At 29.5% G+C, this 24,999-nt stretch carries 34 protein-coding genes; 16 read left to right on the top strand and 18 right to left on the bottom strand.

What is annotated here, in order from left to right:
- The first annotated feature begins 272 nt into the window (after positions 1-272).
- From K8N75_RS13555 to K8N75_RS13545, 3 genes are all read left to right on the top strand, one after another.
- Positions 273-443: a hypothetical protein gene (locus K8N75_RS13555; protein WP_223792588.1), complete on the top strand. Its 171-nt coding sequence runs from the start codon at positions 273-275 to the stop codon at positions 441-443.
- 126 nt (positions 444-569) lie between these two features.
- Positions 570-809, top strand: coding sequence for a hypothetical protein (locus tag K8N75_RS13550; protein WP_223792587.1), 240 nt, complete (start codon positions 570-572; stop codon positions 807-809).
- Between the two features lie 194 nt (positions 810-1,003).
- Complete coding sequence (locus tag K8N75_RS13545) at positions 1,004-1,261, top strand: bifunctional DNA primase/polymerase (protein ID WP_223792586.1); 258 nt, start codon at positions 1,004-1,006, stop codon at positions 1,259-1,261.
- A 148-nt stretch (positions 1,262-1,409) separates the two neighbouring features.
- Here the strand turns inward: K8N75_RS13545 and K8N75_RS14200 are convergent, their stop codons facing one another.
- The gene (locus K8N75_RS14200) at positions 1,410-2,222 is read right to left on the bottom strand and encodes a CatB-related O-acetyltransferase (RefSeq protein WP_275952390.1); all 813 of its coding nucleotides are present in this window, start codon (positions 2,220-2,222) and stop codon (positions 1,410-1,412) included.
- 584 nt (positions 2,223-2,806) lie between these two features.
- Here K8N75_RS14200 and K8N75_RS13535 point away from each other — a divergent pair.
- From K8N75_RS13535 to K8N75_RS13520, 4 genes are all read left to right on the top strand, one after another.
- Positions 2,807-2,956 carry an LEA domain-containing protein gene (locus K8N75_RS13535; RefSeq protein WP_223792585.1) on the top strand — a complete coding sequence of 50 codons (150 nt, stop codon included), beginning with the start codon at positions 2,807-2,809 and terminating at the stop codon, positions 2,954-2,956.
- Positions 2,957-2,978: 22 nt separating this feature from the next.
- Entirely contained in the window at positions 2,979-3,458 is a 480-nt protein-coding gene (locus K8N75_RS13530) for an Hsp20/alpha crystallin family protein (protein ID WP_223792584.1), read from the top strand.
- A 26-nt stretch (positions 3,459-3,484) separates the two neighbouring features.
- Positions 3,485-3,877, top strand: a complete 393-nt coding sequence (locus K8N75_RS13525) for a DUF5518 domain-containing protein (RefSeq protein ID WP_223792583.1) — start codon at positions 3,485-3,487, stop codon at positions 3,875-3,877.
- Positions 3,878-4,008: 131 nt separating this feature from the next.
- Complete coding sequence (locus tag K8N75_RS13520) at positions 4,009-5,850, top strand: phospholipase D-like domain-containing protein (RefSeq protein ID WP_223792582.1); 1,842 nt, start codon at positions 4,009-4,011, stop codon at positions 5,848-5,850.
- A gap of 91 nt (positions 5,851-5,941) precedes the next feature.
- On the opposite strand, the gene K8N75_RS13515 is transcribed toward K8N75_RS13520, so the two are convergent.
- A complete protein-coding gene (locus K8N75_RS13515) occupies positions 5,942-6,205 on the bottom strand; it encodes a DUF5654 family protein (protein ID WP_223792581.1) in 264 nt (87 codons plus the stop codon).
- A gap of 702 nt (positions 6,206-6,907) precedes the next feature.
- On the opposite strand from K8N75_RS13515, the gene K8N75_RS13510 reads away from it, so the two are divergent.
- The gene (locus tag K8N75_RS13510) at positions 6,908-7,447 is read left to right on the top strand and encodes a hypothetical protein (RefSeq protein WP_223792580.1); all 540 of its coding nucleotides are present in this window, start codon (positions 6,908-6,910) and stop codon (positions 7,445-7,447) included.
- Positions 7,448-7,518: 71 nt separating this feature from the next.
- Here the strand turns inward: K8N75_RS13510 and K8N75_RS13505 are convergent, their stop codons facing one another.
- The gene (locus K8N75_RS13505; protein ID WP_223792579.1) at positions 7,519-8,010 is read right to left on the bottom strand and encodes a hypothetical protein; all 492 of its coding nucleotides are present in this window, start codon (positions 8,008-8,010) and stop codon (positions 7,519-7,521) included.
- Positions 8,011-8,309: 299 nt separating this feature from the next.
- Complete coding sequence (locus K8N75_RS13500) at positions 8,310-8,798, bottom strand: hypothetical protein (RefSeq protein ID WP_223792578.1); 489 nt, start codon at positions 8,796-8,798, stop codon at positions 8,310-8,312.
- Between the two features lie 164 nt (positions 8,799-8,962).
- Here K8N75_RS13500 and K8N75_RS13495 point away from each other — a divergent pair, with 164 nt between their 5' ends.
- A complete protein-coding gene (locus K8N75_RS13495; protein WP_223792577.1) occupies positions 8,963-9,343 on the top strand; it encodes a hypothetical protein in 381 nt (126 codons plus the stop codon).
- Positions 9,344-9,405: 62 nt separating this feature from the next.
- Here K8N75_RS13495 and K8N75_RS13490 read toward each other — a convergent pair whose 3' ends face one another.
- The 6 genes from K8N75_RS13490 to K8N75_RS13465 form a co-directional block, all read right to left on the bottom strand.
- Positions 9,406-9,702 (bottom strand): hypothetical protein, encoded by a 297-nt coding sequence (locus K8N75_RS13490; protein ID WP_223792576.1) that lies wholly within the window; start codon positions 9,700-9,702, stop codon positions 9,406-9,408.
- Positions 9,703-9,715: 13 nt separating this feature from the next.
- Positions 9,716-10,579 carry a hypothetical protein gene (locus K8N75_RS13485; protein ID WP_223792575.1) on the bottom strand — a complete coding sequence of 288 codons (864 nt, stop codon included), beginning with the start codon at positions 10,577-10,579 and terminating at the stop codon, positions 9,716-9,718.
- 251 nt (positions 10,580-10,830) lie between these two features.
- Positions 10,831-11,880: a radical SAM protein gene (locus K8N75_RS13480; RefSeq protein WP_223792574.1), complete on the bottom strand. Its 1,050-nt coding sequence runs from the start codon at positions 11,878-11,880 to the stop codon at positions 10,831-10,833.
- 10 nt (positions 11,881-11,890) lie between these two features.
- Complete coding sequence (locus K8N75_RS13475; protein WP_223792573.1) at positions 11,891-12,286, bottom strand: hypothetical protein; 396 nt, start codon at positions 12,284-12,286, stop codon at positions 11,891-11,893.
- 28 nt (positions 12,287-12,314) lie between these two features.
- The gene (locus K8N75_RS13470) at positions 12,315-12,695 is read right to left on the bottom strand and encodes a hypothetical protein (protein WP_223792572.1); all 381 of its coding nucleotides are present in this window, start codon (positions 12,693-12,695) and stop codon (positions 12,315-12,317) included.
- Positions 12,696-12,856: 161 nt separating this feature from the next.
- Positions 12,857-13,120, bottom strand: coding sequence for a hypothetical protein (locus tag K8N75_RS13465; RefSeq protein WP_223792571.1), 264 nt, complete (start codon positions 13,118-13,120; stop codon positions 12,857-12,859).
- A 256-nt stretch (positions 13,121-13,376) separates the two neighbouring features.
- Here K8N75_RS13465 and K8N75_RS13460 point away from each other — a divergent pair, with 256 nt between their 5' ends.
- From K8N75_RS13460 to K8N75_RS13445, 4 genes are all read left to right on the top strand, one after another.
- Entirely contained in the window at positions 13,377-13,970 is a 594-nt protein-coding gene (locus tag K8N75_RS13460) for a hypothetical protein (protein ID WP_223792570.1), read from the top strand.
- Positions 13,971-14,259: 289 nt separating this feature from the next.
- Entirely contained in the window at positions 14,260-14,469 is a 210-nt protein-coding gene (locus K8N75_RS13455) for a histone family protein (protein WP_223792569.1), read from the top strand.
- Between the two features lie 133 nt (positions 14,470-14,602).
- The gene (locus K8N75_RS13450; RefSeq protein ID WP_223792568.1) at positions 14,603-14,785 is read left to right on the top strand and encodes a hypothetical protein; all 183 of its coding nucleotides are present in this window, start codon (positions 14,603-14,605) and stop codon (positions 14,783-14,785) included.
- 106 nt (positions 14,786-14,891) lie between these two features.
- Positions 14,892-15,170, top strand: a complete 279-nt coding sequence (locus K8N75_RS13445; RefSeq protein ID WP_223792567.1) for a hypothetical protein — start codon at positions 14,892-14,894, stop codon at positions 15,168-15,170.
- Between the two features lie 151 nt (positions 15,171-15,321).
- Here the strand turns inward: K8N75_RS13445 and K8N75_RS13440 are convergent, their stop codons facing one another.
- Genes K8N75_RS13440 through K8N75_RS13430 form a run of 3 tightly spaced genes read right to left on the bottom strand, consistent with a single transcriptional unit; the run spans position 15,322 to position 16,549 of the window.
- A complete protein-coding gene (locus tag K8N75_RS13440) occupies positions 15,322-15,798 on the bottom strand; it encodes a hypothetical protein (RefSeq protein WP_223792566.1) in 477 nt (158 codons plus the stop codon).
- Between the two features lies 1 nt (position 15,799).
- On the bottom strand, positions 15,800-15,967 hold the full coding sequence (locus tag K8N75_RS13435; RefSeq protein WP_223792565.1) for a hypothetical protein: 168 nt from the start codon (positions 15,965-15,967) through the stop codon (positions 15,800-15,802).
- 12 nt (positions 15,968-15,979) lie between these two features.
- A complete protein-coding gene (locus K8N75_RS13430) occupies positions 15,980-16,549 on the bottom strand; it encodes a peptidoglycan-binding domain-containing protein (RefSeq protein WP_223792564.1) in 570 nt (189 codons plus the stop codon).
- 590 nt (positions 16,550-17,139) lie between these two features.
- Between K8N75_RS13430 and K8N75_RS13425 the strand changes: the two genes are divergently transcribed.
- Positions 17,140-17,634, top strand: a complete 495-nt coding sequence (locus K8N75_RS13425) for a hypothetical protein (RefSeq protein WP_223792563.1) — start codon at positions 17,140-17,142, stop codon at positions 17,632-17,634.
- Positions 17,635-17,825: 191 nt separating this feature from the next.
- On the opposite strand, the gene K8N75_RS13420 is transcribed toward K8N75_RS13425, so the two are convergent.
- Together K8N75_RS13420 and K8N75_RS13415 are read right to left on the bottom strand one after the other, a co-directional pair.
- The gene (locus tag K8N75_RS13420) at positions 17,826-19,904 is read right to left on the bottom strand and encodes a G8 domain-containing protein (protein ID WP_223792562.1); all 2,079 of its coding nucleotides are present in this window, start codon (positions 19,902-19,904) and stop codon (positions 17,826-17,828) included.
- 14 nt (positions 19,905-19,918) lie between these two features.
- Positions 19,919-20,347, bottom strand: a complete 429-nt coding sequence (locus K8N75_RS13415) for a hypothetical protein (RefSeq protein WP_223792561.1) — start codon at positions 20,345-20,347, stop codon at positions 19,919-19,921.
- Between the two features lie 85 nt (positions 20,348-20,432).
- Between K8N75_RS13415 and K8N75_RS13410 the strand changes: the two genes are divergently transcribed.
- Positions 20,433-20,750, top strand: coding sequence for a hypothetical protein (locus K8N75_RS13410; RefSeq protein ID WP_223791825.1), 318 nt, complete (start codon positions 20,433-20,435; stop codon positions 20,748-20,750).
- A gap of 55 nt (positions 20,751-20,805) precedes the next feature.
- Positions 20,806-21,255, top strand: coding sequence for a hypothetical protein (locus K8N75_RS13405; protein ID WP_223792560.1), 450 nt, complete (start codon positions 20,806-20,808; stop codon positions 21,253-21,255).
- Positions 21,256-21,291: 36 nt separating this feature from the next.
- Here the strand turns inward: K8N75_RS13405 and K8N75_RS13400 are convergent, their stop codons facing one another.
- Genes K8N75_RS13400 through K8N75_RS13390 form a run of 3 tightly spaced genes read right to left on the bottom strand, consistent with a single transcriptional unit; the run spans position 21,292 to position 24,977 of the window.
- The gene (locus K8N75_RS13400) at positions 21,292-22,350 is read right to left on the bottom strand and encodes a hypothetical protein (RefSeq protein WP_223792559.1); all 1,059 of its coding nucleotides are present in this window, start codon (positions 22,348-22,350) and stop codon (positions 21,292-21,294) included.
- A 1-nt stretch (position 22,351) separates the two neighbouring features.
- A complete protein-coding gene (locus K8N75_RS13395) occupies positions 22,352-24,499 on the bottom strand; it encodes a hypothetical protein (protein WP_223792558.1) in 2,148 nt (715 codons plus the stop codon).
- A 22-nt stretch (positions 24,500-24,521) separates the two neighbouring features.
- Positions 24,522-24,977 carry a hypothetical protein gene (locus K8N75_RS13390; protein ID WP_223792557.1) on the bottom strand — a complete coding sequence of 152 codons (456 nt, stop codon included), beginning with the start codon at positions 24,975-24,977 and terminating at the stop codon, positions 24,522-24,524.
- Positions 24,978-24,999: the final 22 nt, after the last annotated feature.

The following is a 24,999-nucleotide window of genomic DNA, read 5'->3' as shown; positions in this document are numbered from 1 at the left end:
TGGTATAAATTATTTTTTAAAATTTATCTTATTCTATAATTAATACAGTTCGTTTTATTATTAAACTTAATTATCGTTGCATTTAGCAGTTTTTGTATCTTTAAAATTGAAAATGACTACATAAAATTGATATGGAGTTGAAATATGAGAGAATAAAAGAAAATTAAAAAAGATAGAAATAGCCCTTGGCGAAAGGACCTTACCTTCTGACAGAGTAATGTTGGTTCTTTCCCCTATTAAAGGTTTTTGGAACATTAGACTAGGAGAGTACAATGAGCGTTAGCAATAGTAAATATGCGTTTAATGTATTAATAAGAGAAAAATCACGTTTAAGATTAAGTTTAATTTTTAAAGAGAATTATCAAAATAAATATCCATCTTTCAGTCAGGGTGTTGAAGATGTAATAATAGAAGGTCTCAATTCCTTGGAGGGATCTGAATGAAATCTCCAAAAATTATTCCAGAGGATATCAGGACCATAATAAAAAAAGAACTTCCTTCATATTGGTAAGATGAAGTTTCCAATAAAATTAATGATTATGTTATTTTGGGGTATCTTTGACATTGGAATGGAACCCAAATATGGAGTTCGCAGTATTTTACCATTTAATCCTCATAAGGTCCAACCAACTCATGAAATGAGAGACTATTTAAAATCAGTATATGATAAGGCTATTGAGTTAAGTGATACTTTATATTATAAACCTCAATGGATGGAGGATCTGGTTTTTAATGATTTTAAGACACTATCTGTTAAACCACGTATTTGGAATCAATTAGTAACCCAAGAACATAAGGATAAGAAGTAACTTTTCTAGGTTGGGATGGAAGGGTGATTAAATGGATATCCCATACAATTAAAAACAAGTAACCTCGTTCCAACAGTTGCTAAAAGTGTTTGGTCTATTGGAAAGAAAGATATTATTAAAAAATGTCAATTTTTAGAGATTCCATTTTCTAGCATTTCAGAAGATGCTTGGAGTAAAAATGGAGAATATATTTCATGGAATGTTTCTGGAAACTTCCAGAAGAACTCCCAAGGAATATATTAAATATCCAAATCAAAAAGGGCTTAGACATAGGTTTTAGAAGTGGAAAACAAAAAGATGGTAAATTTATTACAGTATTTGATTGTGATGGATCCAAAGCAGAAGAATATAAAGATTTTTTATTAAAAGTTTATGGTAAAACATTTATCCGCAAAAGTGAATCTGGAGGATATCATTTATATATATACCACATCAGGACATTTAACCATTAAAAAACCTCATTTTAATAACATAATTACTCTAATAATTCATTATATTTCATTATATATTCAGTTATTGCTATCCTAATTAGATTGGATTTATTAACATTACTGTTTGATTTATTCAAATTAATTCATTTTTTTTTGATTAGTTGGTTAATTACAACTTTTCAAGTAAATTATGAATGTTTAAGTCTAAAAGATAAGGTACTAACTCTTCTATTTTCTCTTCTGGTAGATCCCACCATTTCTTCTCTACTAAAATATCTCTTATATCTTTAGGGAAACGATAACGTAAATGTTTAAGAGGACTACCAGCCACTATACTATAAGGTTCGACATCCTTTGATACAACAGTTCTTGCCCCAATTACAGCACCATCACCTATTGTAACTCCAGATAAAATTAAAGCACCATATCCAATCCACACATCATTACCAATAACAGTCTCTTCGGGTATAGACTTTTCTTGTGTTTTTCCAACGTTCTGAGGCTTTATCTTCAGGAAAGTTGTAAAAGGAAAAGTAGTAGCATAAGATAGATGGTGGCCCATTCCAATTAATATAGTTACTTCCTCACCTATGCTACAAAATTTTCCAATTGTTAACTTGCCTTTTTTTACATTACGCCTAATTTTAGGATTTCCATAAGTGTATTCTCCAATAGAAACATTTTCCAAAGACTCACGATTATGGCTTGTGCGGATATCTGCTAGCTTTTTACGTTTTTTATAATGTGAATTTCCCTTTATATCCTCTTTTATATGTTGATTTTCCAATTTTAGTTCTTCTATCTTTTTGGGCAACTTTCGGTTGTTATTCTCTCCTTTTAATATGTTAGTTTCAAGATATTTTATTTTTTTTTGAGCAGATGATAATTTTTCCTTTAATCGCATATATTCGGATTTATAATAACGATATTGGTCACTCTTATTTAATAATCCATTTTTGAAACTCCTAATAATTTTAACCATTCCTACAACTCCAAATATTAAATACTAAATACTACTTAATAAATCATTATATTTCATAATATATTCAGTTATTACTATTTTAATTAGACTCCCATTATACTAACTATTAGCCTTTAAACATTTGAAAAGAAGCCCTCCTAACACGCCTATTCCTGCTATTATTAAAATAAGAATAAATGCAATTAAAATTTCTTTGCGACTTACTTTAGGAACTGGTTTTGGGTTATTAATTGATTTTTCTCTTTGCGAAGCTAATCTATTCTTAATTTATTCATTAGAACTTTTTTTGTTAATTGGAGTTTCAGTTTCAATAATATTACCACATTCTTGACAGAAATTTCCTTCTTCTATTTTAGCCCCACATTCCTTACAATACAATTAAGCCTTATTATTCCAAAACTCACAGAAAGTACAGCTAATGGATGGTATCAGAATTTGGATAATAATTCTTCTTCAAAGTGAATAAAAATAATTATTTTTGATTTAATAAATTTTTTTTAACATTCTACAAAAAATTTATAATATTGGATGTATATAGATATTATAAGTTGAATTAGGATGTTGATTATTTATCGAGGGATTATATGGATGAAAAAACAGGTGAAATTAAAGGAAAAGCTAAAGAGTTAAAGGGTGAATTAAAGGGTAAAACTAAAAAATTAGAAGGTGAAGTTAAGGGAAAGACTAAAGAAATTGAAGGAAAGGTTAAAGGAAAGATTTCTAGTAAAAAATAATTATTTCGGAGTGTGAATTAAAATGGTAGATAAAGACGTACCTATTGCAATGGGAACTGGTGATGAGGAAGAGTTTGAAGAAAAGAAAACCCCAACAGAAAGTGTGTTGACAGATATAGTGAATACTATAAAAGAAAAACAAGAAGAATTGGGGAAAAGTCTATCAGAGTATACTATGTCCTTTCAAAAGCCATTGGTTGATATTATGGAAACTGACGATTCCATTACGGTAATTACTGACCTTCCAGGTGTTAAAAAGGAAAATGTAGATGTTGACATTTCTGAAGATACAATTGAAATTGTTGCAAAGTTTGATGAAGAAATTGAAGAAGAGGGAGCTAACTATCTCAGAAAAGAGAGAAGTTATGGTGAAACAAGACGGTCCATGGTATTGCCTGCCAAAATTGATGTAAAAAAAGCCAAAGCGAAATTCAAAGACTCTGTTTTAACAGTTGATCTTCCAAAAATAATGGAAGCTAAACATAAAGTAGAGATTAAATGATCTTTTACTAATTTAGGAGATGATCCATGGTAAATATAGGTGCTATCATTAAAGGATTTATATTAGTTATTATATTTACTGTAATTATCTCCATACTAGGTTTTGGTTCGGTATTGGGATTACAGGGGTTTCTTTTAGGATTTCTCCTTGCAGGAATAGTTGTTGGTTACATTTCATATAGTGGAATAATTGATGGAATGATTAATGGAGCATTAATGGGTGTTGTAGGTGCAATAATTCTTTGGTTACTAAGCTTATTTAAAGGAGCTATTGCAACATTTTCTTCACAGTTATCAACATATGTTCCAATTAACACTCCTCAAGAACTAATCATTGCAATTGTAATCGGTGCAGTTGGAGGTGCAATTGGTGCCATTATATTACTGATTGTACGAACCATCCAAAAGAGAAGAAGATAAATTTCCGTATAATCCAGATTTAATGATCGTTTCAAGGGGATTTATCTAAATATTATTAAATAAATCTGGATAAATTAAATTTTTTTTCTATAAAAAACCATTTAAATTTCTTTAAGATGTCCAAAGATAATATGACAACAAATGAAGAACCCAACATGGGAGTTCGAGGAAGAATTTTAGATGAAAATGCCAAACCTATTATGGGTTTGGTTGTGGTAGCGAAAGGGGAAGGGAAGACAGAAGCTTCGATAATGAATAGCAAACTAGTAAAATTAGCAGATAAAGTTTCACCTGTTTCACTGATACCTGATCATGAACTAGGTAAATCCAGAACAGATAAAGATGGGTTTTACAGGATAACATATTCACCAAACAATTATAAAACCATTATTGATGAAAAACCTGATATTTGGCTGGTTGTTAAAGATATGTTAGATATTACAGAACTTTATAAAACAGATAAGTTCTCTGCTGTATCCGAACCAATAAAAAAAGTTGAAGATATCCATATAAATCGTAATTGGGCAAATGGCTGGTTTATAACATTAGGTGGTACAGATAAGTCAAGATTTACATCTGATAATGATTTTGAAATATTAATTGATAATGAAAAAGAATTAAAATGTATTGTTAAGTCGATCAATAATGCTAGATCCTATGTGTATCTATCGCAAATTGAATTTGACCCGGATTTTGTTGCTACATTTAATTCAGATGATGATCTATCTCCAAAGGATGTTCTTGTTGATGTTTTAAAAAATGCAGATGAAAGAGGGGTCAATGTAAAAATAATTTTAAATGAAAATCTTACACTAACTGATTCATTAAAAAAAATTAAGGACAAATTCAAATCAACAGGGGTTGAAGTCAGGGGATTTAAGTCCAATGGTCTCCATGTGATGCATGCAAAAACCTTGATTGTTGATGGTTATGAAGCATTTGTTATAGGATCTGCATTTATTCCAGATTATTGGGATACTTCAATGCATTTAATTAACGATCCAAGGCGGGAACCTGAACTTGTAAGACCAGTTCATGACATATCTGTGAAACTGAATGGCGGATCCGTATATTATGTTGAAGAATTATTTGTTGAAATGTGGAATTATATCTCATCTAAAGATTACAATGGAAAAAATAAACTCAATATAAGTTTCCACCCAATTAGCTCCGGCGAAGACCATATTCAAATTGCTAGATCTGTAACAAAAGACACATTAACTAAAAAGGGAGAGTTGGGAATATTTGAAGGTTATAGAAAGGCAATAGCACAAGCATCGGATTTTATATACCTTGAAAATCAGTATTTTACCAACAACAGTATATTGAAAGCATTACAAAATGTAATTAAATTCAACGATGATCTTCAAGTTATATTTTTGATAAATGAAGATCCTGAGTTACCAGGATATAAGAAATGGCAGAATAAGGCAATTAAAAAACTTGGAATTAAAAATACTGAAGATAATTTGAAACATCCACAGATAGGTTTTTTCAGTTTATGGTCTTCAGGATGGGGAGAGAATCAGTATGAAATACAACCAATCTATGTGCATACTAAAGCTGCTGTAATTGATGATATATGGGCTACTGTGGGCACAGCAAACTTGGATGGTACATCTCTAACCCATGTAAATGAACTTAAAGGATTTTTTGATTCAAAATTTCATAGAAGTATGGAAATAAATGTTATGATCTTGGATAATAAAGGTTCAAAAAATTCTATTGAAAGTTTTAGAAACTCCTTATGGAATGAACATCTTGGATATGGAATAACATCTCTAAATCAACCAATAAATGGTTGGCTTGAACTCTGGCAAAAAACAGCACAAGATAACATAAGATCATTGAACCAAAAAAAACCTTATATAAATGGTCAGATATTACCATACAGCCCTGAAAAGTCGGTTAAAGATCAGCTTGATGATATAAACATTAATACTGAAGATTGGAATGTTTTAGATTTGAGGTAATTTATTTTTTTCCAATAGATTTTTGAGTTAAGGTATTAAAAGATTTTTTCTAAAAAATGATAAAAAAAGGGTATAATTCCTTTTTTTGGTGCTATTCCACTATTCTTACTTCTTGTACAGGTGGTTTTCCAAGTGCTCTAGCAATTACTATGGTAGCAACAACAGCTATTATTGAGATGATTATTGCATAAATTAACAACCCTAATATATCATTTCCTTTTGGAAATAACTGGCTTACAATTGCCTGAATAGCTGAGTTCCAAGCCAGAGCAGCAATTAAACCAAATGCCACAGTCATCAAAGTGGAAATGGTCCCAGCAACTTGTGATTTAACTTCTTTCGTTTGTTCTTTCATCATTTCACCCTCCTAAACAGTTAATATATAGTTTATAAAGGAAAATATATAAGTATTTTGGTTATTAACCAATAAATAAACCTAAAATTTATAATTAATGGATAAAAACTGTTTTAAAAATGGTATTAGTTTATATTATATTTTCGAAATTTTTTTTATAATATAACTGAAGAATCAATTATTTTTAAAATAAAATTATTTAACACTAATTAACCAACATTGAAGTATACTTTTGAATTTAATAAAAATTAGGATTGATATGGATTACAATACCCATTAAACAATAACCTTTTTTAGTATCAAAAGCACTTCACTAATAATAAGGAAGATAGTAAAATAAATCAAGCACATGAAAACTTGAATTTAAAATTTCTAACAAATTGATGATTTAAATTGTTCTGAATTTAATTGAAACATTATTGTAACAAATTCATGGTGATATTAAATGGAAATACTTTGGTTCTATCTTAAAAGAACTATGGTTTAGGGCTGTTTTTACTATACTTTCTTAAAGTTTTTTATTACCTATTGTTAATTTGACTACTTTTATGACTACCAATTTGACATATTATTTGTATAAATTATTAGGAATTTCTGATATGTTAAAAATTAGATCTGTTTTTCGACTATATTTGTTTCAAATTACTGTAAATTGAAACATTTTATAAGGTTCAAAAATCAGAGATAGACGTGGTGATTAAAATGGAAGAAATGAACCTAGAAAAAACATGGAATCATTTGAAGTTATCAGTTTATTTAGAAGACTCCATAATTGAAAATGATGAACAAGATTCAGCTGTTTATTATTTAAGCCAACTATGTGAATTGTATGGGTATGAAAAGATTACTAATTTATTATATCTTATGTTGCCTAAAGAATATGATATAAAATGGAATTATAACGATATTAAACGAGCATTATATCGTGAACGTCATTTAAAAGAAAACAAAGAAAAGAGAAATGGTAAAAAATATAAATCGAAAATATGGAAATTTGTTTTACAATGGAAAGGTCGCAAGGATAGATTCAAACCTAAAAATCATGACCCCAATAATATTCTAAAAAAAGATGTTAATGATTTAACTCCCTTTGAACTTCTAGAATTACAGGATGTCAAATTTTATCAAAGAATGGAATGGGAATATGAAAATCCTGATTTTATAATTGAACAAGCAAAAAAAGAATTATCTAGAACTAGTTTTTGGAGGTTTAAGAAAGAAATAGCAGACTATCCAAAATAAAAAGAGTCTGACTACTAATTACTATTCCAATTAATTAAAACTAAGATTTAATTAGTTCCCAGTTCTTGAATTTATTTTGAATTTAATTTTTTAAGTTCTCGAAGAATTAATTCATTCTGTTTAATTTTTATTTTGTTTTGGTCTATGATTGCTTTAAAACCGGCTCCTATCATCTGTTCTGTACTATTAAAGCTTAGAAGTGTACCGACCCGCATCCACTTTGTACCGGCTTCATGACTTGCAAGGTTACTCATATCAGATTCTATGGATCTCTTAAGATCGTCATCGGTAACTCTAGTTGAAAATAATAATTGTGCTAAACGTTTTTCTTCCTTTTCTTGTACTTTAAGTGCTTTTTGTTCTTCTTTATATGCCTGTTTTCTATTATATGTTTCAGGATCATTTTTGAGTTTATCTTTTTCGGCAGTAATTTTTGCTCCTTCACGAAATCCTACTTTTTTTAGTTCAGTTCCGCATTCAGGGCAGTGTTCTCCCTTTTTCCCTGTGTTTTTACTCCACCAACAGTCTGTGTTTGGACATTGATATACATCTAATATTCCCATAATACTCCTCCAATTCTTGATTATTATTGTGTTAGGGATATTTAATATAATGTTCCCACTGTTGGAACATTAATTAAAAAGTATTACTATTGGCATATCAAGTGTATTTTTAGATAAATTTAGTTAAAGAGATATGCATTCTTATTTTATCAAAATAAACATTCTCTATGAGTATTGGTAGTTGTCCGGGAAACAAAGATCTTGCAGGACCTCATGCAGCTGTACAGCTCGTATCAAACATAAAAAGTATTACCTAGACTGGGAGTTTAGTAATAGATATATGACCTGTTTGTTAGATTTCAATTTAATAACTGTTTAAAATATCTTTCTCCATCATATGTGATGTCTTTAATCGATTCAATACCTTTCTTAAATGGTCTATCTAAAATTATATAACCCATGGATTCAAAGTATTTAATTATATAATAAACAATTATGGGTTTAGCACGAGTTTGATCAATGATTTGTTTATTGAAAAGAATATTATCTTTATAGATGGCTGAAGAAATAGATTTGCAGATATCTGCAGAATTATCTATACTATCAAAGTATCTCATAAATCCCAATACATATAGATTTATAGTTGAATTTTCGAGTCCTCCGCTAGTTCTCTTGATTTTTAAATAATTTTCTAATTGTAAACCCTTTAATGAATTGTATAATTGTTCATCGGATATGTTTGAATAATTTATTTTATTTTTAATATCTTTAAAATATATTATTTGGGTATCTTTTTCAATTGCCAAATCTACAATACTCCTAAGGATTATATTTTGTTTTTCATTCATTTGAAATCCTCCAACTATATTTTATAATATCTATATATGAATTAATATTAATATAAATTATTAATAATTATTTTTTTAAAACTTCTCAGACACTCTATCTCAAGTGGGTTATAATCTAAATATCATAAATTCAATTCCATGAAAATAGTGGAGTTGATGATATTATGAGAGTTAGTGAAGGAATACCCAATGGAAGAATAGCAGAACTATCCAACCCTGAAATGTTCCAAGACCATGAAGAAGTCATTGTATTTACAAGAAATGAATTTAACCGCTTTTACACTTCAATGATGGAACAGATAAACTATATTAATAAAATAGATCTGTACCTGGATAGAAATGAAGACTGGAAATTAATAGGATACTGGCCCAAACTAATGGAAAAAGTGCACATCATAGATGTGAATATGGAATCAATATTAACAAAAGAACCATCATTACAAACCTATCTAGATGCATCCATATATAACACAGTTAAAACTACTCATAAAAACGTTACAGCATCTAAAAGGAAAGTAGAAGTACAATCAACATTTCCAATTTGAATCCTACTAATGTCACATAGACATATATCAAAAACTAAAAATGAAAAAGTAGATTAAGAATCTTATAATCCTTCAAGTATTTTTTTAATATTAGGATTAGGAGAATTTTCTACAATTTTAAACATGGAGTTAATATTTTCGGGAACATTAACTTGTTTAATATTTTTGTTAATTAGCCTTTTTTGTTTTAAATATTCTTGGGCAAAAGAGCGACTTATGAACTCAGACCCTTCGAAATTAATTAATATATCATCACCAGGGATATTTTTAATATAGTCAAAAAATATTTTTGCTCCTCCTCTTATCGTAAGATTTGGATTGATTTTTTCACTGATCATTATTTCATTTATTGACTGCATAAAATAAAACCCCCTACCACTTTGCATCTTCAATTTGAATAGGAATATGCTTTTCTATATACCCTTCGAATTCGTTTTGTTCTAATTGAATTTTTTTAAATCGAATACAAATTAAAGTACCATTAAGAATATTATTATCTTTAACTTTTATAAACTTTTTCTTCATATTAGGAGTAAGATGACATATACCTTTTCGAGAAGCAATTAAGAAACTTCCACCTAACCCTTCCGTTATTGTTCTAATTGATGTATTAATACCGTAACCTATATTATCATTTCTGACAATATCCTCTTCAGATGCTAATCCGTTCATTGATTTTTTGAACCCTTCTTTTGTAGATATACCATTCAATGATCTAAATATTGCTTCACAATCATTTTTAAATTCGTATGGATTAATGTCGTTATTAATGAATTCTGGTCTTGATTGTTCATACTTCCCAGGAATAGAAATTCCATCGTCTAAAATAGCCACATCAATATATCCTTCATTTGGATATATTTGACTATAAGTGTATACTGTATTAGCATTAGAGTGTTGTTCCACATTACTGAATATTTCTCCAGTTATATATGGGAATACCCCTACTCCTCCATACTCAACATGCCCTCTTTTATTATGGGGAAATAGTAATTTACGAATTTTTTGATCAATACTTGTTATAATGTTAGTTTTAACCTCATCATCATAATTCTTGAGCTTAATTACATTTAGAGGAATCATATTACTATTACCATTAGATTTCCCCAAAATTTTATTTATATGTCCAATTGCATTATTATGGCAGTGTAATGTTAAAATTGAATTAGATCTTGCATAATGTATAGTGGGCAATAGCATTGCTGGAGATACAAATGGAATATTAGATAAATCCATATAATCTCTATCCGGATTTTTATCTATATTTTCAAATTTTCTGTAATCATTTAATAAGGACGGTATAGTCATTATTAAGTCATATGTAAAAGCTAATTAATAAAGAATTGTTATTAAAAATTTTTATTTAATATATTGTTTGTAAATGCTTCGTACCCACTCCAAATAACATTGTTAATTTTCCATAAAAATATTTAGTTATGAAAAATAAGTACCAATGGGAATATAACGATTATAATATCAATTTTTTTTTAAGATATCAACTTGCATAAAAATAATTCATCGAAAAATGGACATTTTCCTCTACAATCATCTAATTTATCACAATCATCACAATCTATTCTACCATATTCAGTTATTAAGTTCCTATAATCCGAGAATTTATCTAACCATATTTCTCCAAAATTAAATTCTTTTAGATTATATTTGAAATTATCATCATTACAAAACGAACATGGCATAACATTTAAATTTTCATCGATATAAACTGAAAAAAATCCACATTCACAACTATCTATCATTTTATTGTCAACGTCAGTATTTTTCATTAGAAGAGGAACAAAACAAGCATCAAACCCCATTCTAACTTTAGAAATAGGATTATCAATCAAATTTAAGAATGATTTAAGCATATCTGGAGATTTGATAGAATCTTGATTATCTGCTCTTCCAAAGGGTTTGTGAGTTAAAAAAATGATTGCATTAAAACTCATGAGATATTCATCATATTTTCCTTCAATTATCTCAATTGCATTATTTAATGTTTTTTCAGAAATGACATAATGAATGTTGGCTTTAATATTATTCTGTTTTAAATTAGCCCCAATTTCTGAGATATCATCTAAAGATAAATCTCTATATGGGTCATAAGAAATTGCTATTGCACCACAATATTTTCTCGTAGCTTCAATATTCTCCTTATCAAAAAACTTTCCACTTGTAGTATAATTAGGAATAATATTGAATTTTTCTCGTGTTATCTTTAAAATTTCATTAAAATCAGGATGAAGAAGAGGTTCCCCTCCACCTAACGCAACTTGAAATACTGCACCATATTTATCACTTGTCAATTGTTTTAATAGGAATTCATAGTCATTAATAGAAATTAATTTGCCATCTTGACTACTAGACCTATAACAATATTCACACTCATTGGTACAATAATTGGATATGGAAATATCAGCCAATTCAGGCCATGGAGCCATATAAGGATTTTCTTTAAGATTATTACCCCATCTAAATGTTACACCGGTTTCAGGAATCCCAACGAAATTATAATCCTCAAAATGTTTTCTAATCATTTTACTCCAATTAATAAGTCTCCACTCTAGTTGCTCCAATGTTAGAAATGTAATTTGGATATAAAATTGTCCAATATAAAAAGGAATTTAATTCTTCATTGGTTAAGTTATTTATATCCAAATCACGCATTACATTTAAAAATTCTGCCATTGTTCCATCATCACTTATTCCAGCTATAGGTCTAGCCTCATCCGTAACAAAAGTTATTTTCAAAGAATATATTTCTTCGTCATTTAAAACTGTTCTAGTTCCTTCATTTTTAATTTTTTCTTTTACAAACTTAAGGAATTGACCAGTACCACTATCTCCACATTGAGCTATGCTTACATCAAAGGTATCTTCATTCATAGTTAAAATATAGCTTACAGAACTACTATTAGTTACAAAATCTCCCCTAATTTTCATTAAACTCCCTCCGAATAGCTTTTTTAAATTATTTAGCAAGAATTTGAGTTGCACCAATACCGAATAAATCCTGCCCTCCTACTATTGCTAATTTAAACAATTCTTCTAGCTCATCATCTTTTATACTACTAAAATCAGTATTAGACCAGAAATTTTCTTCGGAATATCCTTCAGGATGGTTAATATCAGTACTGCCAAACTGTAATTTCATAAAGTATAATTCTTCTTTATCAATAAAGACTTTATTTCCTCCACTTTTGATTTTTGATTTAATATAATTAAGAAAAGGTATTATTTCGGGTTTATACTCTTTAAATTTTTTAATTTGCATATCGAATAGATCTTCTTTCATAGTTAAAATATAACTTACAGAACTACTATTAGTAACAAAATCCCCTCTAATTTTCAATATATCACCCCAAATAATTTACTGTATTACAATCAACAATTTAAGTTATTAAAGCTTAAATTTTTCTAAATAAATTTCTATTAGTTGAAGTCTTAGTCATATTTTTTTTGGAAAACATTTAATTAAATCAGACATGTACTAATGATTAACCAATAAAGGGATCAGTTTTTGGATTTGGACTTATGTGGATTTGATTTTTGCGGATTAGTTACTTCTTTTTTAACTATTGATTGATTGCTAACAGGTGAGGTTGTATTATTTACAGTAGTATTGTTGCTAGTATTAGACGTAATAACCGGAGTTTGTGAGTGAGAAAATAAGATATATCCTCCAGTAAACCCTACTATTAGCACTAGAATGATTATAATACCAATTAAAGTATGATTAGGGTCTTTAATTTTAGGTTTTGGCAGTCGACTTAACATTTAAACCTCTTAAATAGATTTTAGCAAAATATATTAACATTAATACGATATAAACGAACCTCTAGAATATTCTTTATTTATTATATTACTTATATTATCATTGAATTTCTTTATTTTAATACCAACAAATATTTTGAAAACATTTAATTAAATCAGAGTGTAATAGATGATAATAATGAAGAATGATCTTTTTAATCAAACTTTCCATGGAATATTCAACAAAATTTCAATTTAAGTGATGTAAATGGTGTGAAAGATGAACAAAAAAATTTTAATATTGATTATTTTAGTAGCTGTAATTGGTATTTATGGATTGTTTTATGTTGCAGTAACAAATGTTTTAATGCCAATGGAACTAGATAGTTTTAATAATGATTTAAATGGAATGCCTCAACTTCCAGTGAATAATAATTCTACTATTAGTGATCTAGAAAATTCTGCGGATATTATTGAGAGTAACCCTTCATTGAAGTTTATGTCTCAGAGCCAGAGATCTGAAATGGCTAATCAAATGCGAAATCTTAATTCTCCACCAATTGGATTTTTAAATCAAAATTTTACCGATTATAATAATTTTTATGCGGGTAGTGTTTTAGCATATAAACTAATAGGAAAAGGAACTCTTGCTAATGAAATAAGTAATCTATCGAATATCACTAATAACCTATCGTCTTTAACAAACGAATCAGCAGCCATAGATCAAAAAAGTGCCAATGACTTTGAAAATGGAGACGATAAAGCATATGCTGAGGATTTGAGAAGTAGTGCCAATAATCTGAAGCAATATAATAAGGTAATGGAAAATTTAAAAACCCAACTACAAAAAATAATAAACCAATTAGGTGGATAAAAAAAACATCTACCTGGAAATGGGACAAGAATATATGCTTTTAGATATAAAAGTATTAATAAGTTAGGATTATATAATATATTTGTAACTGTTATAGGTGGATTCATAACATTAGGGTTCCAGGGGGGGTTCCCTAAAAACTATTTTTATTTTTTTTATACTAATATTACACGGTTTTTGGTGATTATAATCACAAAATCTTTATAAAAAGTATATATCGTTATGAAAATCCATTAAAATTCAATGTATTTAAATAAATGAACTTATTAATTATATATGGTGATAAAAAATGACTGAACTACCAATAGCTCCAATAGGAAGAATAATAAAAAATTCCGGTGCAAAAAGAGTAAGTGAAGATGCAAAAGAAGCTTTAACAAAAGTTTTAGAACAATGTGGAGAAGATATCTCCAAACAAGCACTTCTACTTGCAAAACACGCAGGAAGAGTAACTGTTAAAGCATCAGATATTGAACTAGCAGTTAAAGCATTAGAATAATACTTTTTTACTTTTTTACTTCTATTTTTTTTACACTCGCAACGTATGACTGGTTTTTGGTGATAAACATCACATAATTCTCTTTTAAACAATTTTATCTAAGTATACAATTAATTATTAATTGGTGATAATTTTGTCAGAAACAATTAATGAATTTCATCTATGTATTTGTGGTAGAGGAGAAATTAAATTAATAAAAAAAGAGTACATAACAGCACGTAATGAGATAAAGGAATCTTATGTAGATATATTTCCTTGTCCCTTTTGTGGTCGTAAAATCGATAACAATGGAAATGATCTTTCAAAATTATTTTAATGTTTTTTAGATTAAATTTCTTTGTTCATTCAAAATTGATAATCATTTGTTTTATGTAATACTCGGTCACTAAAATCTAGATATATAATTAAAGGAGAATCTCTTAATGTTTGACATGAAAACTGTTATATGGATGGTTATAGCTTTGATATTTGGCGTATTAGCTTTTTATAGTCATAAATCTGTTAAACTTATTGAAAATCAAATTCATGAAATGGATGAGAAAAGCAAAGAAAATGGAGTTCAAGCAACAGTAATAATTGCGGGAACTGATATTCATGATCCTATTAAATGGCTGTGTAAATCTGTTAAATCAGTTTCAAATATAGGAACTATTGCAGCTGTAATTTCTAGTATTGTTGCAATATTATCCATATTCATATAATAAAAAAAGATTCCTTCTCAAATTAATGAGAAGGTTTAACGTCTTCAGTTGAGCTACATTTAGGGCAGAATTCAAATACTTCTGTATTGTAGATTTCACCGCATTTGTTGCATGTTACTATTGATTGTGGAGTGCACGTTTTAACACCTCCCTATGGCATATAAGCCATCATTGCAAGTTGCCTTCCAATCTTTCTAGGATCCACAGTGGAACTAATATTGAATTTTCCTTTTTGTACCATGTATCTAACAGGTTGATTTAATTCTTTTAATGATGCGGGACTGAAATTATCATCCCTGGCCCTCGGAAGTGTGTTAACATTGAATGCATAATCTTCTGTTGGTGTGAAATAGTTCCATAAAAACTTCCTATTTGCCTTTAATTTCTGATAAGAGGCAGTACAAACATCAACAATAGTGCCAGCACACATCAAAGAATTATGTAATATCACCGCATCTTTGGGAGCATTCTTTAAAATCCAATAATGAGGACTTTTCTCTTTAGGATAAGCAAATGCCTTATATGGCACTCCATAAAAATCTAATGTCTTACCCACAGATTGTAAGAAATTCAAGTCTGTTTTTACATCTTTTATTAAATCACTATTCATATAAACTGTTTTTGGCATTTTAACCCCTCGATACAATGTATATACTGTCATCACTTGTAATTCCATTAAACCAGGATTCCATTACTGATTTTAGGTATCCTATGACTTTACCTTGCAGACTGTTTGCCATGTAAATATTTTTTGCACAGACTGATACGCAGTAATCCCAATGTCCCCACTTGCCCATGTATAATTCATGTTAGAATACGCCTTTATCTGTTCTGGCAACTGCTATCCCTATGTCATCCCATGAAATTTCTTTTTTACTGTAGGTTTCTATTTTGATTTTGACGTTGTATTTATTTGCTAATTTCATTAGTATTGCTTTGATTTCAGCGGGACCAGTACCTGATGGACCGGTGTATCCATATTTATAGAGGCTTTCCTCTGTGATGAATATATTAAACATTTCTTTCCAGACCTGTTGGATTACATTTAAGGCACACCATGTATTAGTGTCTTGTTTCATGTTACTATCCATCAAATAGCGTGGACTTGTCCAGCAACCATCAATATCTTTTTGTACTGGTACACTGTCACCAGGCTTATATTTTGGTAACATTTTTTGTGTAATGGCATCAAATTTGCCGGTGTCCACGAGTCCTACTTTCCTTTGAAATCTTTTAAGTGCTTGTCTGGTAGATACATCAAATAGGTTACTTCCAGTGTTTAGTTTTAGTCCTTTATCATCTTTGAATCCATATTTATTTAGCCATGTTTTTAATGTGGTTACATCTGTTCCACTCATACCTGCTTCTAATGTTCTCATAAAATAATTCCTCCATTGTTTACACTAATTCCAAATAAAAAATTAAAAAAAAAATAAGCCCTAAATATAAGCATTAGAATACAATAAAACCCATATTTAAAAAGCGAATTGTTCGGGGTTCATATGAACATCAAATAAATATAATAAATAGGGCAGGGGAATGTACACTTCATTTTTTTTAACATATTGCCGTCCCCAAAGTAATTGTTCAAAAATAAGAATTACATCCCCCTACTCCTTATTTAATTAAAAATAATAAACCCAATTATCAAATACAACATTCACCCAATATAATAAATAGGGTGGGGATTGTCTACCTCAATTTTTTACCAAAAAAATATCTCTTTTTATTTTTGGGTGCCATGGAAGTTTGGTTAATCCGTCCCTGCCCGCCTCCTAATTATAAATATCTAAAAATAAAATAAGCCAAATTTAAAATAGAACATTCAATCACTCTAATAAATAGGAGTAGGGATGTTGTTTTTTCTCTAATTTTTTACCAAAGTCCCATACTATGGTCCCCAAAATATGTGGATAAACACTCCCTGCTCCTTATAATAAAAAAATAATTAATAATTAGGGGGGATTAGATGGTTAAAGTGGAAGCTAAAAACTTTAATGTTGATCTTGGTTCAAATAAAGCAATAAACTGTAATGGAGTTATTAATTTAGTGGGGAAAGGACTTAATAAACAGCCACTTAGATTCAGGGAAGGGGATGACGGGAAAATATTATTAAACTGTACTTTAAGAAATAAAAAGGGGGATCCTATTGTAGTATTGAATAACAGTAATTCTATACAAAATCTACCAACTAAAGATGAATATGATACTAAAATAGAAAATAAACGAATAGTAGTAACAAATAAAACTACAAAAGAGATTTTATTGGATTTTAAAGAAATTAGCCCTAATCATTTTAAAATAACAGGAATATTCTATTTTCCAGATATTAAAATTCTTATAACCGATGAATTTATGGAAATAACCACTAAAACTAATCGTTTAAAAACTTCTGGCCAAAAAAACATAAACTGTCTAAATGTAGTGAATATAGGTCCAGATGGCAGTATATGGGTAGATTAAATAGTAAATCACAGTATACTCCCTTAATAGAAACACCTACAAAATTTTTAACATGTACTTAGAATCAATATAATAAATAGGAGTATGGGATGTGTTTTTCTTCTCTAATTTTTTACCAATTCCACCCCGAATTGGTCCCCCCCAATAGGTGGATAAACACTCCCTGCTCCTCATAAAATAAAAAAAATAGTTTATTGAATTACTTCTCTACTTCGACGGTTAAACCGTACTAGTTCTTTTAGAATATAATTTCCTGTATTGTTTTTTGCTGAAATTCTTAAGATGAGTTCTTGGGCTTTTAGTGATTTGTAATTAATATTCATTGATACATCGGTATCTTTGATATCTGCCATACTGGAAGTTACAAGGGGTGTTGCTGTGGGATCTATGAGTGGGTCGTTTGCTGGGTCTATTAATTCAGCTTTGATTGTTCCGCCGGTGAAGTCTTTAATTCCTATTATACGGAATCTTTCTATTTTATTCTTTTGAACCAGGATTTTATAGTCACGGAATACAGGATAACTAGAGGATTCACAGATAAATTTAAGTCTATTATTTTCTGTGATTATTTTTCCACCTTTCATCCAAGCTTTATAATTACCTACAATTTGATTGTGATCAAAACTTTCAATGATCTGGGAGGGGTCTCTTGCAACCCATTTATAGTTTTGTAATTCAGTTCCTTCGAATAGGCAGTTAAAAAGTTTTATTCCTAATGCGCTTGGAAAATATCCGATTGTATTTTCTTTAAAAATACAGGATTCAAATATGGCTGTGCAAATATAATTTGTTGATGTTGGTTCTGTTATTGTTTCTGCACTTGAAAATTCACAATTTTTATATCTTGTTTTATTATACGAATCGCTAATCATTTTTAAATTTTTAAATATACAATTTTTAATATTCATTCCCGTGGCAGTATCATCATTATTTTGACATATACAATCAGTTATTATACTATTAAAACCTCCAGATATTGGTAAAACTCCCGAAATAGAAACACAGTTGTCTATTATTGAAGAAAATATTTTTCCACAAATACTACTAGATGCTCCTCCAACTCGTGTTGTGTTCAATATCTGGGAATTAATAAAACCAATTCCTATTGATTTGTTTGAGGATGTACAGTGGTTTATAATGGTATTCTCGGTATAAACGGATGTTGCTAATGCAGAATAACGTACTAAATATGTATCTATTAATACTCCTATCAAAACTATATTGTCAATTTTTGTAGTAATATATTCAACTGTACCGCTTGTTCGACTTATTTTAATAGGTCGTGACCCAATACAGACATAATCATTAATTAACCTTGCTGTTTGTAGTCCGGCAGTAAGTGTTACTGTTTTTGTTTCAGCATTATAACTTGAAACGGTGTAATATCCTTTTGCTGTTTCAGTTAATTGTCCGTTTACAGTTCCACAACCAATGCCTATCTTATCCCCTGCTTGCAATCCTAAATCTTCTTTTAAGACTATTTGTGTAGCATTTAAATCTGCATCAGCATCTAATTGAGTAAATTCCTTATCTGGATACCACCCATACATACGAATAGTTGGAATATTGATTGTACCAGTAGAATTAAATATTAATTGACATCTACTTTCAGAACCAGCAGCAGGTCTATTAATTGGTTCTATAACAGTTATTGTCTTTGTTGATGGATTACTACTATCAGATGTATGAATATATAGGTTATTCCCAGTTTCATCATAATAATATGTGCTTGTATGATCTTCGATATAATTTAAAATTGTTGATAAACTGACTGTTGAACGATAATTAACTCTAAATTCTTGTGAAATATCTAGCATCATTTCATCTTCGCCTAATGATTTAAGACGTATATTTTCATTATCAACAGCAATATCCACCAATATATCAAGTGCATTATTAAACCCTACTCCTAATGTTTCTTCAACTGTACCAACAAGTAAAGTTCTTGCTACCTCATAAACATTAGTTTTATCTGTTGTTAAACTAAAATCTGATACAATAAGTCTTTTACCAATATATAATGCACCCGTTCCATCAGTGCTTATTATATTCCCATTCATCTTTAAACAAGTAACCATATCAGGTTTAACATGGAATATACCATTTATATCCATTGAAGCTAATCCTGTAAATACTGTTTCATCAACATCAAATAAAACCTCAACATCACTATCAATCACAACAGCATCACCATTTATGGGTACAGCTGACCCTCCCCATGTTGTTATATTACTCCAATTACCAGATACACTCGCTGTTCTAGTTGCCATAAATCAACACCTCCTTAATATACAGTTAATTCAACAGTAACACCAGCAATACTACCATTACCACCTTTGGTACATACAATACGGCCAGTTTTAGGGATACTTGTATAATCTAATGTATCTACAGGGGCAATAAAATCCAGATAATCCATATAATTATTATTACTATCCTTTATTTGTAGACTAACGTCCATTGTACAAGTATCGGTAACTGTACCTGTAACAATGGTAATTATACCCTTTTTAACAAGACTTAAATCAATATCCTCACTTTCAACAGTCTCATCAAAAGTATCATTATCAATAATTGTATGGACAATCTTGTTTGGAATATCAATAACAAAAGCTGCTCCATCTTTTCCTTGTAATGGAATATTATGTCCTTTCCCATCTTCATCTTTATAATATATATGTGCACCTGTAGCGGATTCATTTCTACCTGTCATAAATTAAACGCCTCCTTGTATAAACTAGTTTTATAAATCAAAAAATTTAATAATTAGTAAACTAAAAAATAATAATATGGATTATTTGCAATGCAATAAATGTAAACAACAATATGAACTTTTACCAGAAGAAAAACCAGAAGACTTCAGCTCTAAATGTGGTTGTGGCGGTAGCTTAAAACATCATTTAGATGATGATAAACAGTATTTAAAAGAAAGTTCTGTAGGATATGATATTCATGAAGTTGGTAAAAGAGATCCTATTAATTTTATCTATATTTTTGAATTGGTAATTAAAGGATTAATGTTATTAGGAGCATTTTTTATAGCTATTATTTTATTCCCGTTAGGTTTAATTGTTCTTGCATTGATTGTATATTTCATTTTCTTCTATAAAAAATAAAAGACAAAATTTATTAAATCATTTAAATAATACTATTTATTTGGGGTATTTTATTTTGAAAAAATCTAAAATAGGAATATTAAGTGTAATCGGAATATTAGTTTTAGTTGTTATGGCTTCAGGTTGTACAAGTAGTAATAATAATACAACAATGTCCAATCAGTCCCAGTCTCAAAGCCAAAATACACAATCTTCAACAAATGGAAAAATACCTACAGTTAAGGTAATTGCTTCAGGTCCATGGATGGGACAAATACAAGATAGTTCTGGTAGTAAATCAGTTTCAGGAACAGGTTCACAAACATTCCAATTAAGTCAGAATCCTGGAATGGTAATAATCAGTTTCTCAAAAGACAATACAAAAAATACTGCAAGTACTAATGGAACAGTTACACCTGATACAAGCACCTTGACTATACAAATTATTGATGGTAATGGTAATGTTGTAGCAACTCAAACTACATCAGCTGATGCAGGTAATGTAGCAACTAGTCATTCATTTTAAATATTCATTATTTTTTTAATATGCTGATATAATATTTTACCATGGTGAATCTGATTGTAGTGATTGTATTTCATATCTTTCAGGGTGTACTTCAGCTAATTCCCTATCCATTATCAACCAAATATCTAGTTGTGGTTGTGTACCAACTCCATGAGTAAGTTCATCTACCCTAAATATTGTTCCTTTATCAATATTTGCACTATTGCCATATTTAAATTTGTTATTAGTCCATTTTTGACAATGAGGATATTTATCTGGTAGTGGTGATACATAGAACCAATCTTTATCTTCACCCTGAAATTCTAATGGCAATGGTTCCATATAAAGATTACTTCTATCCTCCATAACCCACCCATACCATATATCAGAATTTAATGGAAATTCATCATAAAATGGGGTTGATGCACTTGTTCCTTCTTGATATATGTTCCCCGTAATTTGTCTTCCCGGTTGAATATATAAACCAAAATCATCATATTGAACATAATCTCCCCAACTTATTTTATATGACCCCAACTCGCCAAAATAACATATCCAATCTGCACCGAGGGGGTTTGGTTCATTCAGATAACATAGATTTGGATCATTAACACTTGCACAAATTTCAGGATCTTCAGTTTGTTGGCATTTAAAAGCAGATTGCCATGCATGATTCAAACAATCTCCTAAACTTCCATAACTATCTAAAAAACTACCACTACAAGTTTGACTTAACTTCCAACCGACTGCAGTTGCAGGTGGAATTTTTATATCACGGTTTATTTCAACAATCTGGCATGGTGTATGTTTAAGTGTAGCATAAACTGTATCTGTTCCTATTCTTGTTCCATTATCAAGTAATTTATTTTTTATTTCTTTTGTATCATCAAGAAAGGAATCATCACAAAAGCTACCAGTTCCATTTATTGCATCAGTTTTTGTCATGAAAACAGTATCTTCAACTTCAGCTGGATAAAATTGACCAGCTTCCTTTTTACCATTCATCGTGTGATGTAACAGTACTTTGTCGCTGTCTCCTATATCCTTCTGTGGATTTAATGCAACACTTTTTCCAGATGGAAATTTATAAATAAGTATTTTATCTTGTTCACTCATTTTATGCTTTTCCTATATTGTTCACATTTACAGTTGCAGGTTTATCAACTGGTTTTACAGTAACAATTCCCTCATTTGGATCTGTACCTACTTCAATAACACTTCCTTCAGTAGGACTATATTCTTGTAACACTGATTTAATTACCGTTATTATTGCTTCATAATTACTTAATGGACCTAAAACTGCCCTATCAGTTGTTGCTACTATTTGTGTTGTTCTTGATGCATTATCACCTGTTCTTGTGATATTAGTTACAATAAATACCATTCCTTTAAACATGTAATGATCCGGTAAATATAATGGCTGTCCTATTTGAACACTTGGAAATCCTGATAAAAGAATTGAAACACTGAATGTTCTTTTTCCATGAAGATATAATTCATTTATAACTCTTGCTGTTAAATCTTGACTATTTAATATAGAACTGTTCTGGAAGTCATCTCCTATTATAACCCCTAATGGTGGCCATTCTATACCGGTGTTTTCATCGATATATCCATTGATACTTTCTTCATCTTCCATTTCAACAACAATTTCATTATTTGCTCCAGCAAATCCTTTATATTTATTTGCTGTACTCTCAGAATCATCAATAGTATCCATACTTAACAATCTAGGATTATCTTCCCTTATTATTATACCAATACTTGAATCCGGAATATCTGTATAATATATGTTTAATAATTTCTTTGAATCAACAAACCAATTTATATTTCTTCCTTTTAAAACACTTACCAATGCAAGTAAATCTGTCAATGCCTTTGCTTTAGTATTCCAATTACCTGCAAAACCATTATATGCCATATTATTACTAGATATCCCACTGATCCCTACATCAATATCAACACATGGACCTAATGTTATTCCAGTTCCATCAATTATCATTAATAATAATTGCATTGAGGCATATAATGTAGGGGAATTTATACTTGCATTTAATCCAAATGGTTCAGTTACAAGTTTTGATGCAAAATTTCTACCAGATAAACTGTATTGGTGTTGTCCTGCCTCGGAATGAATTCCAACTTTTTGTATAGTACCTTCATAAAATCCTTGTGGATCACTATTCCTTTCCCGTAATCTTATACTCTGACCTGATAATAATAGGAGTTCATCTTTGCTATCATACACTATACTGAAACTTGCAGATGAATCATTACCTCTTAAATCCGTTTTAAAGGAAGATAAATTTGGATATTCTGTTCCTTCAACAACAAAAACAATATCTTCATCCGGTTTTGGTGGATTCATTGGACTATCTGAGAAGACATTACCTTGGATTGTTAAAGTATTCTGCCAAACTCTACGAATTGAAACTTTATTTTCAAGAGTAACCACTTGTTGATTTGTGGTCACATTTACAAAGTTTTTAAGATAGGCTATTTGAGTATTTGTCCGGATATTTAATTTGTTTTCAAGATATACTAGTTTATGTGGTATTATTTTTAATTTATTTTCAAGATATTCTATATTGATATTTGGGCGTATATTAATTTCATTTTCAAGATATTCTATTAGACTAATATTCTGAGTTATATTGATTTTATTTTCAAGATATATTATATTCCTATTTTCTCTAATATTAACTTTATTTTCAAGATACTCCATGTAAATATTTGGGGCTGATGTTACAGATTCTATAATTAAATTATCAAAACTCACACCCTGTCCAGTAGTATATATTTCAAATCCTGTAAAAGGTGGTATGATTCCATGAATAGTATCTGTATCTGTGGTGTTTACAACAGTACCATTAACTTTCATTGTTAAAACAGAATTTATTAAACTAATTTCAATATATATATCTTCATCAAAATTAATTGGAATATCATTATTATCATTTTCACCGCTTATTCCAAAGATATGACTATCTGCTGTTCCATTATTTGGATAAAATTTAAATCCAAAATCAATATAGGAAGTCCAATCATCATTAAATAGTGATAACTCTAACCAATAAGAAGAAGGAACATACCCATTATTATTGTGAATAATAGTTGCAATAAAATCATTTGGAACAAGAAATGGAACACTATCAATATAACCTGAATCTGGTGCAACTAATTTTCCATTAACAATATCCCAGCCAGAGGGAACATAACTCCATTTGGATAAATCTGTTGAAAAATCATCATTAAATATGAGCATATTGTTTCCTTCCTAAACCTATTTATGTTTCTGTTAAGTCATAAATAACTGCTAATTTAAATCTTATATCTCCATCTGGAACTATTGGGGTTGCATCAGAAGGAACATCAATTTTAAGTTCAATTGATACAAAATTATCACTATCAATTTCACCTATTATGAACTCTGTTCCTGCCCCTATCTGAGTATATTCTACATCTTCATTAGTTATTGATTTAATATAACCCCAACTCTCTTCAACAAGTTCAGCACCATCTGCATTTTCTCCACCACTATCTCCTAATAATTCAGTCACAACTTTAATTTTTACGTTATACATTGGTGTAGAACCTGCAACTGCTTCTTTATCATTCCATATGTGAATTATTTGAGGTTCACTTTCACTACCTATAATTGCACTCCCATGATCTTCGGGATTTAAATCATTTAATTCTGTAATATCATCTTCCTTATAAAAACTTACAACTGGATCTGCCATATTATATCACTACTCCAAATAT

Origin of the sequence: Methanobacterium spitsbergense, assembly GCF_019931065.1 — an archaeon.
In the GTDB taxonomy this organism is placed as follows: domain Archaea; phylum Methanobacteriota; class Methanobacteria; order Methanobacteriales; family Methanobacteriaceae; genus Methanobacterium_B; species Methanobacterium_B spitsbergense.
Note: the sequence above shows the minus strand (reverse complement) of the source record. Positions and strands in the feature narration are given on the sequence as shown.

What these genes read in the sequence shown, in the direction of transcription:
- K8N75_RS13545 (WP_223792586.1), top strand. Translation starts at nt 1,004, where the DNA reads ATGGAATGTTTCTGGAAACTTCCAGAAGAACTCCCAAGGAATATATTA.
- K8N75_RS13435 (WP_223792565.1), bottom strand. Translation starts at nt 15,967, where the DNA reads ATGGGCAAGTGGGGACATTGGGATTACTGCGTATCAGTCTGTGCAAAA.
- K8N75_RS13420 (WP_223792562.1), bottom strand. Translation starts at nt 19,904, where the DNA reads ATGGCAACTAGAACAGCGAGTGTATCTGGTAATTGGAGTAATATAACA.
- K8N75_RS13440 (WP_223792566.1), bottom strand. Translation starts at nt 15,798, where the DNA reads ATGCCAAAAACAGTTTATATGAATAGTGATTTAATAAAAGATGTAAAA.
- K8N75_RS13500 (WP_223792578.1), bottom strand. Translation starts at nt 8,798, where the DNA reads ATGAATGAAAAACAAAATATAATCCTTAGGAGTATTGTAGATTTGGCA.
- K8N75_RS13505 (WP_223792579.1), bottom strand. Translation starts at nt 8,010, where the DNA reads ATGGGAATATTAGATGTATATCAATGTCCAAACACAGACTGTTGGTGG.
- K8N75_RS13390 (WP_223792557.1), bottom strand. Translation starts at nt 24,977, where the DNA reads ATGGCAGATCCAGTTGTAAGTTTTTATAAGGAAGATGATATTACAGAA.
- K8N75_RS13525 (WP_223792583.1), top strand. Translation starts at nt 3,485, where the DNA reads ATGGTAAATATAGGTGCTATCATTAAAGGATTTATATTAGTTATTATA.
- K8N75_RS13515 (WP_223792581.1), bottom strand. Translation starts at nt 6,205, where the DNA reads ATGAAAGAACAAACGAAAGAAGTTAAATCACAAGTTGCTGGGACCATT.
- K8N75_RS14200 (WP_275952390.1), bottom strand. Translation starts at nt 2,222, where the DNA reads ATGGTTAAAATTATTAGGAGTTTCAAAAATGGATTATTAAATAAGAGT.
- K8N75_RS13555 (WP_223792588.1), top strand. Translation starts at nt 273, where the DNA reads ATGAGCGTTAGCAATAGTAAATATGCGTTTAATGTATTAATAAGAGAA.
- K8N75_RS13485 (WP_223792575.1), bottom strand. Translation starts at nt 10,579, where the DNA reads ATGGATTTATCTAATATTCCATTTGTATCTCCAGCAATGCTATTGCCC.
- K8N75_RS13530 (WP_223792584.1), top strand. Translation starts at nt 2,979, where the DNA reads ATGGTAGATAAAGACGTACCTATTGCAATGGGAACTGGTGATGAGGAA.
- K8N75_RS13445 (WP_223792567.1), top strand. Translation starts at nt 14,892, where the DNA reads ATGTTTGACATGAAAACTGTTATATGGATGGTTATAGCTTTGATATTT.
- K8N75_RS13510 (WP_223792580.1), top strand. Translation starts at nt 6,908, where the DNA reads ATGGAAGAAATGAACCTAGAAAAAACATGGAATCATTTGAAGTTATCA.
- K8N75_RS13520 (WP_223792582.1), top strand. Translation starts at nt 4,009, where the DNA reads ATGACAACAAATGAAGAACCCAACATGGGAGTTCGAGGAAGAATTTTA.
- K8N75_RS13475 (WP_223792573.1), bottom strand. Translation starts at nt 12,286, where the DNA reads ATGAAAATTAGGGGAGATTTTGTAACTAATAGTAGTTCTGTAAGCTAT.
- K8N75_RS13460 (WP_223792570.1), top strand. Translation starts at nt 13,377, where the DNA reads ATGAACAAAAAAATTTTAATATTGATTATTTTAGTAGCTGTAATTGGT.
- K8N75_RS13430 (WP_223792564.1), bottom strand. Translation starts at nt 16,549, where the DNA reads ATGAGAACATTAGAAGCAGGTATGAGTGGAACAGATGTAACCACATTA.
- K8N75_RS13425 (WP_223792563.1), top strand. Translation starts at nt 17,140, where the DNA reads ATGGTTAAAGTGGAAGCTAAAAACTTTAATGTTGATCTTGGTTCAAAT.
- K8N75_RS13465 (WP_223792571.1), bottom strand. Translation starts at nt 13,120, where the DNA reads ATGTTAAGTCGACTGCCAAAACCTAAAATTAAAGACCCTAATCATACT.
- K8N75_RS13395 (WP_223792558.1), bottom strand. Translation starts at nt 24,499, where the DNA reads ATGCTCATATTTAATGATGATTTTTCAACAGATTTATCCAAATGGAGT.
- K8N75_RS13495 (WP_223792577.1), top strand. Translation starts at nt 8,963, where the DNA reads ATGAGAGTTAGTGAAGGAATACCCAATGGAAGAATAGCAGAACTATCC.
- K8N75_RS13550 (WP_223792587.1), top strand. Translation starts at nt 570, where the DNA reads ATGGAACCCAAATATGGAGTTCGCAGTATTTTACCATTTAATCCTCAT.
- K8N75_RS13455 (WP_223792569.1), top strand. Translation starts at nt 14,260, where the DNA reads ATGACTGAACTACCAATAGCTCCAATAGGAAGAATAATAAAAAATTCC.
- K8N75_RS13400 (WP_223792559.1), bottom strand. Translation starts at nt 22,350, where the DNA reads ATGAGTGAACAAGATAAAATACTTATTTATAAATTTCCATCTGGAAAA.
- K8N75_RS13535 (WP_223792585.1), top strand. Translation starts at nt 2,807, where the DNA reads ATGGATGAAAAAACAGGTGAAATTAAAGGAAAAGCTAAAGAGTTAAAG.
- K8N75_RS13490 (WP_223792576.1), bottom strand. Translation starts at nt 9,702, where the DNA reads ATGCAGTCAATAAATGAAATAATGATCAGTGAAAAAATCAATCCAAAT.
- K8N75_RS13415 (WP_223792561.1), bottom strand. Translation starts at nt 20,347, where the DNA reads ATGACAGGTAGAAATGAATCCGCTACAGGTGCACATATATATTATAAA.
- K8N75_RS13480 (WP_223792574.1), bottom strand. Translation starts at nt 11,880, where the DNA reads ATGATTAGAAAACATTTTGAGGATTATAATTTCGTTGGGATTCCTGAA.